Below are 8,842 nucleotides of genomic sequence, written 5' to 3'. Positions count from 1 at the left end.
TTCGCGGAACTGCGGGTACTACGGAAACGCGGGTACTACACCGAGACGATGACCGACGAGCCGTGGCCGAACAGGCCCTGGTTCGCGGTGATGCCGACCCGGGCGCCCTCCACCTGACGGCCCTCGGCCTGTCCGCGCAGCTGCCAGGTGAGCTCGCAGACCTGCGCGAGCGCCTGGGCGGGCACGGCCTCGCCGAAGCAGGCCAGGCCGCCGGACGGGTTCACCGGGATGCGGCCGCCGATGGTGGTGTCACCGGCGCGCAGCAGGTGCTCGGCCTCGCCGCGCTTGCAGAGTGCCAGGTCCTCGATCCAGTCCAGCTCCACCGAGGTGGCCAGGTCGTAGACCTCGGCGACGTCCACGTCCTCCGGCGAGATGCCGGCCTCCTCGTAGGCGGCGTGGCCGATGGACTCCTTGAAGGTGCGCTCGGGGGCGGGCACCGCGGAGGCCGAGTCGGTGGAGAAGTTCGGCATGTCCATGATCGTCTGCGGGAACGTCGGGGTGACCGTCGAGATCGCCTTGATCCGAACCGGGTCCGCGATCCCCATCTTGCGGGCGTACTCCATCGAGGTGAGGATGATCGCCGCGCCGCCGTCGGAGGTCGCGCAGATGTCCAGCAGGTGCAGCGGGTTGGACACCACCGGGGAGGCCAGCACGTCGGCGGCCGTGACCTCCTTGCGGTAGCGGGCGTACGGGTTGTTCAGGCCGTGCTTGGCGTTCTTGACCTTGACCGCGGCGAAGTCCTCGACGGTCGCGCCGTAGAGGTCGATGCGGCGACGCGCGTTGAGCGCGAAGTAGGCCGGATTCGTCATGCCCATCAGGCGGAAACGCAGCCAGTCCGGGTCGTCCCAGCGCTCGCCTGCGACCGGCGCGAGGAAGCCCTTGGGCGTGGTATCGGCGCCGACGACCAGCGCGACCTCGGACAGCCCGGCCAGGATGCGGGCGCGGGCGGTGTCCAGGGCCTGGGCGCCGGTCGCGCAGGCCGCGTACGAGGTGGCGACGCGGGCGCCGTTCCAGCCCAGGGCCTGTGCGAAGGTGGCGCCGGCGACGTAGCCGCCGTAACCGTTGCGGACCGTCTCGCCGCCGACGATCAGGTCGACGTCCTTCCAGTCCACACCGGAGTCGGCGAGGGCGGCGCGGGCGGCCGCCACGCCGTACTTGACGAACGAGTGTCCCCACTTGCCCCAGGCGTGCATGCCCACGCCGAGTACTGCGACGTCGTTGCTCATGCCTGCTGCTCCTGGGTGTTCGATGCGGTGGTGGTCGGCTTCCAGCGCCAGATGGTGCGCTCGCCGGTCTCGTCGGTGTACAGGGTCTCGACGACCAGTTCGACATCGTTGCCCACCTTGAGGTCGGCGACGCCGTAGCCGTCGGCGACCTGGCCGAGCACGACGAGGCCCTCGGGCAGCTCGACGGCGGCGAGGGCGAACGGCACGTACGGATCGGTGGCCGGGATGTACGGGGCCGGCGGCTGGTACTGCGCGTCGGTGTACGACCAGACCTTGCCGTGGCGGGACAGTTCGACGTCGTCGAACTCCTCGCCGGCGCAGGCCGGGTTCTTGCAGAAGGTGGTCTCCCGCGGGAAGGAGATCGTGCCGCAGGATCGGCACGAGGTGCCGATCAGGGCCGGCGCCGGGCCGGTGGTGAACCAGCCCTGCACGGCCGGTGTCCCGCCGGCGGTGACGGCCGGTGTTGCGGTGTCGCTCATGCAAACCTCATCTGCTGGTCGAACCTGGTCGGTCGGCGGTGTCCGCGACCGGCTAGAACGTGTTGCAGTATTACACGATTTCGGGCGGATTTGCGGTCGTGATCCCACCCAACGGACGTGCTGTGGGCTACTTTCGAGGCTATGGCCGCCGGTAGCGCCGGGCGGGCCGCCGTGGAGCTCGAGGTCGGCGGCCGGACGGTGCGGGTCTCGCATCCGGACCGCATCTATTTTCCCGCAACCGGCGCCACCAAGCTCGACCTGGCGCACTACTACCTGGCGGTCGGCGACGGCATCGTGAGAGCGCTGCGGGAACGGCCGTGCATGCTGCACCGCTACCCGGAGGGACTGGCGGGGGAGAAGGTCTACCAGAAGCGGCTGCCACGCGGCGCGCCCGACTGGTTGCAGACCGTGCGGCTGCACTTCCCGCGGTACGACCGGTACGCCGACGAGTTGTGCGTGAGCGAGCTCGCCGACGTGATCTGGGCGGTGCAGATGAGCACGGTGGAGTTCCATCCCTGGAACTCGCGGCGTGCCGACGTCGAGCGGCCGGACGAGTGGCGGATCGATCTCGACCCGATGCCGTTGTGCGAGTACGACCGGGTGCGCCGAGTCGCGCACGTGGTGCACGAGGTGCTCGGCGAGATAGGCGCGACGGGCTGGCCGAAGACGTCCGGGGGTCGCGGTCTGCACGTGTACGTCCGGATCCGGCCGGACCACGGGTTCGCCGACGTCCGACGGGCGGCGCTGGCGTTCGCGCGTGAGGTCGAGCGTCGGGTGCCGGACGAGGCGACCACCACCTGGTGGCGTCGCGACCGGGATCCGGCGGCCCTGTTCGTCGACTACAACCAGAACGCGCGCGACCACACCATGGCCGCGGCCTACTCGGTGCGCGGGGTGCCGGAGGCGCGGGTGTCGGCCCCGATCCGCTGGGACGAGCTGGACGTCGTGACGCCGAAGGACTTCACCATCGCCACCATGACGCCGCGGTTCGCCGAGCTCGGCGACCTCCACGCGGGCATCGACGACGCGGTGTTCGACATCGCGCCGCTGCTCGAGTGGGCTGAGCGCGACGAGCGCGACGGCATCGAGATCCCGCCCGAGCCGGACGGGAGTTAGTCGGCGCTCAGCGGGCGGTCGCCTCGGTGGTCAGCGAGCTCAGCAGGGCCATGACCTCGGACTCGCGGAAGCGGCGATGGCCGCCCGGGGTGCGCAGGGATCCGAGTCGTCCGGCGTGTGCCCATCGCGTGACCGTCTTGGGGTCGACATGGAACAGGGCTGCCACCTGACCAGGGGTGAGCAGTGATTCCTGGGTGGCTTGAAACGCGGGGACGCTCATCGAGGACCCTCCCGGAGATAGTTCGAAACGGATGATGCGCACATGGTGGCACCGGGACCCCCGGGTACTCGAACTGTCTAATGTCGGTAAAGCGGAGGTAATTCGCAAAACGGATAAGTCCGGCAGGCGTCGGCGCGTGTCGTCGGGTCGGTAGCCTGGACGCGTGACTGATTCATCGCCGGCCGCCGATTCCTCCGACAACTCCGCCGCGGCGGGGCCGTCCGCCAAGGGCCGGCTGGCCCGCGACCTGGCCCTCTACACGCTGGCCCGGCTCGGCCTGGTGGTCCTGATCGCGGCGCTGATCCTGGGCGTGAGCAAGGCGATCGGGGTCGCGATTCCCTTGCTGGTCGCGCTGATCTTCGCGCTCGTCATCGCGCTGCCGTTGTCGCTGGTGCTGTTCAAGACCCTGCGGACCCGGGTCAACGTGCAGATCTCCGCGGTCGACGAGCAGCGTCGCAGGGATCGCGACGACCTTCGATCCAAGCTGCGGGGCGACACGACCGGCGACAAGTGAACGCGCCCGCGGATCGGACCGTCGACCACAGCGGTCCCCGCGACTGGGTCGACAACGCCGTCCGGTTGATCGACGCGGACACCCAGCGCAGCGCCGACACCCACCTGCTGCGGTATCCGCTGCCGGTCGAGTGGAACGTCCAGCTCTACCTCAAGGACGAGTCCACCCACATCACCGGCAGCCTCAAGCACCGGCTGGCACGGTCGCTGTTCCTGTACTCGATCTGCAACGGCTGGGTCACCGAGGACACAACGGTCATCGAGGCCTCGTCCGGGTCGACCGCGGTCAGCGAGGCGTACTTCGCGAAGCTGCTCGGCCTCGACTTCGTTGCGGTGATGCCCCGCAGCACCAGCCCGGCGAAGATCGCGCTCATCGAGGCGCAGGGCGGGCGCTGCCACTTCATCGACCGCCCGTCGGAGATCTACACCGAGGCGAGCCGGCTGGCCGCCGAGAGCAACGGGCACTACATGGACCAGTTCACGCACGCCGAGCGGGCGACGGACTGGCGCGGGAACAACAACATCGCCGAGTCGATCTTCCAGCAGATGCGACTCGAGCAGCACCCCGTCCCGGACTGGGTGGTGGTCGGTGCGGGCACCGGCGGCACCAGCGCGACCATCGGCCGGTACATCCGCTATCGCAGGCACGCCACCCGGCTGCTCGTGGTGGATCCCGAGAACTCCGCGTTCATCGGCGGCTACGAGACGGGTTCGGCGGACTACACGACCGGCATGCCCTCACGGATCGAGGGGATCGGCAGGCCGCGCATCGAGCCCTCCTTCGTCGGGCAGGTGGTCGACCGGATGGTCGCGGTGCCGGACGCCGCCTCCATCGCGGCGGCCCGGCACGCCAGCACCGCCCTCGGCAGGCGGGTCGGCGGCTCCACCGGCACGAACCTGTGGGGCGCGTTCGGGGTGATCGCGGAGATGCTCGCAACCGGTCGCACCGGCAGCGTGGTCACCCTGCTGTGCGACGGCGGCGAACGGTACGCGGGAACCTACTTCGACGACGACTGGGTGCGCGGCGAGGGACTCGACCTGACCGGTCCGGCGGCGGCGCTGGCGGAGTTCACCGCCACCGGCCGCTGGACCGCCTGACCGGGGGCAGGGAACCATCAGCCGGTCAGACCGAATGATGGTTCCCTGCACCCGGGTTCGTGCCGACGCCGCCTGTCAGCGGGCGACGGCCTTCGCGGCCTCGTCCGCGAACTGGGTGCGGTACAGCTCCTCGTACCGGCCGCCCGCGGCGAGCAGTTCGGCGTGGGTGCCGCGCTCGACCACCCGTCCCGCCTCGACGACCAGGATCGCGGCGGCCGCGCGGATCGTCGAGAGCCGGTGCGCGATGACCACCGAGGTGCGTCCGCTCAGGGCCTCGCCGAGTGCGGCCTGAACGGCCGCCTCGGAGGTGGAGTCCAGGTGGGCGGTGGCCTCGTCGAGGATCACCACGCGCGGCTGTGCCAGCAGGAGTCGGGCGATCGTCAGGCGCTGGCGTTCGCCGCCCGACAAGCGGTATCCGCGTTCGCCGACCACCGTGTCCAGTCCGTCGGGCAGTGCGTCGATCAACTCGGTCAGGCGGGCGCGGCCGAGCACGTCCCGCAGCTCGTCCTCGCTGGCGCCCGGCCGGGCCAGCAGCAGGTTCGCGCGCACCGTCTCGTGGAACAGGTGACCGTCCTGGGTGACCATGCCGACGGTCCGGCGGATCGACTCGGCGGACAGGTCGCGCACGTCCACCCCACCGAGCTGCACCGAACCGCTGTCGGTGTCGTAGAGCCGCGGCACCAGTTGGGCGATGGTCGACTTGCCCGCTCCCGAGGAACCGACCAGCGCGATCATCTGTCCGGGTTCGGCGCGGAAGCTGATCTCGTGCAGGACGTCCACGCCGCCGCGCGAGTCGAGGGTCGAGACCTCCTCGAGCGAGGCGAGGGACACCTTGTCCGCGGACGGGTAGGCGAACCGGACCCGGTCGAACTCGACCGACACCGGACCTGCCGGCATCGGCCGCGGGTCGGCGGGCTCGGCGATCAGCGGTTCGAGGTCGAGCACCTCGAAGACCCGCTCGAAGCTCACCAGTGCGCTCATCACGTCGACGCGGGCGCTGGCCAGGGAGGTGAGGGGTGCGTACAGCCGGGTGAGCAGCAGTGCGAGCGAGACCACCGAACCGGCCTCGAGCGTGCCGCGCAGCGCAAACCAGCCGCCCAGGCCGTACACCAGCGCCAGCGCGAGCGCCGAGACCAGTGTCAGGGCCGTGACGAATGCGGACTGCGTCATCGCGGTGCGGACGCCGATGTCGCGGACCCGCCGGGCCCGGACCTCGAACTGGGTGGACTCGTCGGCCGGCCGGCCGAACAGCTTGACCAGGGTGGCGCCCGGCGCCGAGAAGCGCTCGGTCATCTGGGTGCTCATCGAGGAGTTCAGGTTCGCCGCCTCGCGCTGCAGCCCGGCCATCTTTCGGCCGATCCGCCGCGCGGGCAGGACGAACACCGGCAGCAGCACCAGCGAGAGCACGGTGATCTGCCAGGAGATGCCCAGCATCACCACCAGCGTCAGGGACAACGTCACCACGTTCGCGACCACCCCGGAGAGGGTGTTGCTGAATGCGCGCTGCGCGCCGATGACGTCGTTGTTGAGCCTGCTGACCAGCGCGCCCGTCCGGGTGCGGGTGAAGAACGCGATCGGCATCTTCTGGACGTGGTCGAAGACCGCCGTGCGCAGGTCCAGGATCAGGCCCTCGCCGATGCTCGACGAGAGGAATCGGTTGTAGAGCCCCAGCGCCGCCTCCATGACCGCGATCGCCGCGATCAGCAGCGCGAGTCGCACGACGACCGCCGCATCGGAGCCCTGGACGATCGCGTCGACGACGCGGCCCGCCAGCACCGGCGTGGCCACGGCCAGGGCTGCGGTCGCGACGCTGACGACGAGGAACAGGATCAGGCGGCGCCGGTGCGGCTGCGCGAAGCCGAGGATTCGGCGCAAGGTCGCTCGCGAAAAGGGTCGCTTCTCGTCCTGCGCGGTCATCATCTGGTGCATCGAGGACCAGGCGACCGATTCCATGCTCATAAGGGTGGTGCCTCTCACTGTCGGGTGCTGACCGGTGCAACGCTACGGCGGGGGTGGGACATGCCCGCCTTGCGTGACCTTCCCGACGGTAAAACCTGAAGTGCGCTTCAGGTCAAGCTACGGGCAGCGCGCGGGTGCGTCCGTCGAGAACGGCGCCCCCTCCGGAAGCAGGTACAGCACCTGCAGCACGACCGGTTCGGTGCCGAGATTGCGCCCGACGTGGTCGCTGTCGGGAGTCTCGGAGAGCAGCGACCCGGCGGGCGAGGTCTGCAGCGAGCAGTCGTCGAGCTGCCGGGTCAGCGTGCCGGAGACCACCACGCCGGCGACGTGGCCGAGGTGGTGGTGCCAGCCGGTGGTGCCGCCGGGCGCGATGACGATCCGCCGCAGCGTCGCCGTCACCTGGGCGGGCAGCGGGGAGTGCCCGGCCGGGTCGGGCAGCAGGGCCCCGCTCAGCGGCACCTGGCCGAGGGTCTCGGCCGTGACGCCCTGCGACGGGGTGGCGTGCGCGGGAGCTGCGCCGACCACGACGAGTGCGGCCACGGCGGAGGGTGCTGCGAGCTGGGCGATCGCGGTCAGGATGCGCATGTCCGGGTCCGTTCGGTCCGGAGGTCCTCGGGCGCCGCGGGTCGCGGCCTCTGGGCGAGGCGCTCTCCACCCTCGATGGTGACGCAGCCCGGCATCCGTCCGTGGTCGAATGCCGGGAACCGCTCGGCGAACCCGCGAGACCGGGCGGTTTCGTTCGGCTACGCTGCCGCCATGCGTGCGCGTCGACTCCTTGCCCTGTCCGCCCTCGGAATCGCGGCGGCGGGGGTGGTGGCGACGCTGCGCGGCGGCGCACGGCCCACTGTCGGCGCCGCCGTCTCGGCCGACCCGACCCGCCAGGACACCGCGAGCGAGGCGTTGGCGCGGGCGTACATCAACGCGTTGATCTCGCACGATCCGTCCGCGGTGCGGTTCGCCCCCGACGCGACCCGGGTCGAGGCCGGACTCAAGACCGGATTCTCGGGCCCGCAGATGACTCGTGATCTCCGGCGGGGTCCGCAGTACCGCGTCATTCAGGGGGTTCGCGACCTGGTGATGTCGGAGTCCGGTGACGTGGTGTCCACCCGGTACCTGCTCGACGCGGGAATCGGGGGGACTCGCCTGATGACGGTGTCGATCGACGAGACGTTCGAGATCTCGGACGGCGCCATCCGCAGGGTTGTCGCGCGCATCCGGCCGAAGTCGCTTTTGTAAGGTATGTACCTTCTCGCCGTCGCCTGTCCAGTTCGGTGAACAACCTTTAAGCGTCCGGACACCTTCGGACACCGTCTGGACACCTTTCGTCAATCGGGTGGACGCATTTCGTCCCTACGGTCGTGACGTCTCCAACCCCCGCGTGCAGTCGCAGGTTCTCGAAAGTGGCTGCGCGCGTGCGTCCCCGTCACCCGGCGGGGCCGTCACCGGCTGGCTACGACCGACACACCCGCAGCATCCTCCGGACTGCGGAACGGCGAAAACGAAGGAATCTCACCGACCATGAAGATGACCAAAATGGTGGCCGTCGCGGCCATGACCATCGCGTCCATGGGTGTCGTTGCCGGCACCGCTTACGCGGACCCCGCACCGGCTCCCGCGCCCGGCGTCGGGTGGAACGTCACCCGCAGCGGTGACAAGGTGATCGTCGACACGGCCGCGGGAACCCTCAGCAACGAGAACAACCAGCTCGTCGTGCGCGACGCCAGCGGCAACACGGTCGAGTCCGTGCCGCTGTCGATCGCCTACGACGGCTTCGCGCACCCGATCGCCGCGCAGATCGACGGTCGCACCGCGACCCTCACCGCCGACACCACCCCGGCCGCCGCCACCCCGGTCGCCCTGCCGGTCAAGGACATCGACATGCCCGCCGCCGTCGCGGCGGTCAAGGACCCGATCACCCTGACCGGTGCCGTCGGCGGCTTCATGGGTGCCGCGACCGGCCTGGTCGGCGGCTGCATCCTGGGTGCGGTGGCCGGCGGCGTCGTGTCGGCTCCGGCCGCGCTGCTGTTCGGTGCGGGCCCGCTCGCGGGCTGCATCGGTGGCGCGCTGCTGGTGGGTGCGGGTGCCTCGCTCGCCGGTACCGCCATCGGCGGTCTCGGTGGCGCTGCCGCCAACGCGCAGCAGTTCATCACCCTGCTCAACGCCCCGCCGGCCAAGAAGTAGTACCGCCCGGCTTCATCGCTCACCGAGTACGGCCCGCCCAGGTTCTGGGC

General features: G+C 70.4%; 10 protein-coding genes. 5 read left to right on the top strand and 5 right to left on the bottom strand.

Annotated features, from left to right (window positions below; genetic code table 11):
• Positions 1-35: 35 nt before the first annotated feature.
• Together ACFXGJ_RS22965 and ACFXGJ_RS22960 are read right to left on the bottom strand one after the other, a co-directional pair.
• The gene (locus tag ACFXGJ_RS22965) at positions 36-1,226 is read right to left on the bottom strand and encodes a lipid-transfer protein (RefSeq protein ID WP_378625330.1); all 1,191 of its coding nucleotides are present in this window, start codon (positions 1,224-1,226) and stop codon (positions 36-38) included.
• A complete protein-coding gene (locus ACFXGJ_RS22960; RefSeq protein WP_378625327.1) occupies positions 1,223-1,705 on the bottom strand; it encodes a Zn-ribbon domain-containing OB-fold protein in 483 nt (160 codons plus the stop codon). Before ACFXGJ_RS22960 ends, ACFXGJ_RS22965 begins: the two co-directional genes overlap by 4 nt.
• Before the next feature lie 141 nt (positions 1,706-1,846).
• Between ACFXGJ_RS22960 and ligD the strand changes: the two genes are divergently transcribed.
• A complete protein-coding gene (gene ligD, locus ACFXGJ_RS22955; protein ID WP_378625324.1) occupies positions 1,847-2,821 on the top strand; it encodes a non-homologous end-joining DNA ligase in 975 nt (324 codons plus the stop codon).
• A gap of 7 nt (positions 2,822-2,828) precedes the next feature.
• On the opposite strand, the gene ACFXGJ_RS22950 is transcribed toward ligD, so the two are convergent.
• A complete protein-coding gene (locus tag ACFXGJ_RS22950; RefSeq protein WP_142099777.1) occupies positions 2,829-3,041 on the bottom strand; it encodes a BldC family transcriptional regulator in 213 nt (70 codons plus the stop codon).
• Between the two features lie 163 nt (positions 3,042-3,204).
• Between ACFXGJ_RS22950 and ACFXGJ_RS22945 the strand changes: the two genes are divergently transcribed.
• Both ACFXGJ_RS22945 and ACFXGJ_RS22940 read left to right on the top strand, forming a co-directional pair.
• Complete coding sequence (locus ACFXGJ_RS22945) at positions 3,205-3,555, top strand: DUF4229 domain-containing protein (RefSeq protein WP_378625321.1); 351 nt, start codon at positions 3,205-3,207, stop codon at positions 3,553-3,555.
• Positions 3,552-4,652, top strand: coding sequence for a PLP-dependent cysteine synthase family protein (locus tag ACFXGJ_RS22940; RefSeq protein ID WP_378625318.1), 1,101 nt, complete (start codon positions 3,552-3,554; stop codon positions 4,650-4,652). Before ACFXGJ_RS22945 ends, ACFXGJ_RS22940 begins: the two co-directional genes overlap by 4 nt.
• 75 nt (positions 4,653-4,727) lie before the next feature.
• On the opposite strand, the gene ACFXGJ_RS22935 is transcribed toward ACFXGJ_RS22940, so the two are convergent.
• On the bottom strand, positions 4,728-6,611 hold the full coding sequence (locus ACFXGJ_RS22935) for an ABC transporter ATP-binding protein (RefSeq protein WP_378625315.1): 1,884 nt from the start codon (positions 6,609-6,611) through the stop codon (positions 4,728-4,730).
• A gap of 117 nt (positions 6,612-6,728) precedes the next feature.
• Complete coding sequence (locus ACFXGJ_RS22930; RefSeq protein ID WP_378625311.1) at positions 6,729-7,196, bottom strand: cupin domain-containing protein; 468 nt, start codon at positions 7,194-7,196, stop codon at positions 6,729-6,731.
• Between the two features lie 171 nt (positions 7,197-7,367).
• On the opposite strand from ACFXGJ_RS22930, the gene ACFXGJ_RS22925 reads away from it, so the two are divergent.
• Both ACFXGJ_RS22925 and ACFXGJ_RS22920 read left to right on the top strand, forming a co-directional pair.
• A complete protein-coding gene (locus ACFXGJ_RS22925; RefSeq protein WP_378625308.1) occupies positions 7,368-7,847 on the top strand; it encodes a hypothetical protein in 480 nt (159 codons plus the stop codon).
• 282 nt (positions 7,848-8,129) lie between these two features.
• Positions 8,130-8,792, top strand: coding sequence for a hypothetical protein (locus ACFXGJ_RS22920; protein WP_378625305.1), 663 nt, complete (start codon positions 8,130-8,132; stop codon positions 8,790-8,792).
• The last annotated feature ends 50 nt before the right edge of the window (positions 8,793-8,842 follow it).

The organism is Rhodococcus sp. NPDC059234 (genome assembly GCF_042754225.1).
In the GTDB taxonomy this organism is placed as follows: domain Bacteria; phylum Actinomycetota; class Actinomycetes; order Mycobacteriales; family Mycobacteriaceae; genus Rhodococcus_G.
Note: the sequence above shows the minus strand (reverse complement) of the source record. Positions and strands in the feature narration are given on the sequence as shown.

Excerpts from the sequence above, each read along its gene's own strand:
- ACFXGJ_RS22965 (WP_378625330.1), bottom strand. The coding sequence starts at position 1,226 with ATGAGCAACGACGTCGCAGTACTCGGCGTGGGCATGCACGCCTGGGGC.
- ACFXGJ_RS22960 (WP_378625327.1), bottom strand. The coding sequence starts at position 1,705 with ATGAGCGACACCGCAACACCGGCCGTCACCGCCGGCGGGACACCGGCC.
- ligD (WP_378625324.1), top strand. The coding sequence starts at position 1,847 with ATGGCCGCCGGTAGCGCCGGGCGGGCCGCCGTGGAGCTCGAGGTCGGC.
- ACFXGJ_RS22950 (WP_142099777.1), bottom strand. The coding sequence starts at position 3,041 with ATGAGCGTCCCCGCGTTTCAAGCCACCCAGGAATCACTGCTCACCCCT.
- ACFXGJ_RS22935 (WP_378625315.1), bottom strand. The coding sequence starts at position 6,611 with ATGAGCATGGAATCGGTCGCCTGGTCCTCGATGCACCAGATGATGACC.
- ACFXGJ_RS22930 (WP_378625311.1), bottom strand. The coding sequence starts at position 7,196 with ATGCGCATCCTGACCGCGATCGCCCAGCTCGCAGCACCCTCCGCCGTG.
- ACFXGJ_RS22925 (WP_378625308.1), top strand. The coding sequence starts at position 7,368 with ATGCGTGCGCGTCGACTCCTTGCCCTGTCCGCCCTCGGAATCGCGGCG.
- ACFXGJ_RS22920 (WP_378625305.1), top strand. The coding sequence starts at position 8,130 with ATGAAGATGACCAAAATGGTGGCCGTCGCGGCCATGACCATCGCGTCC.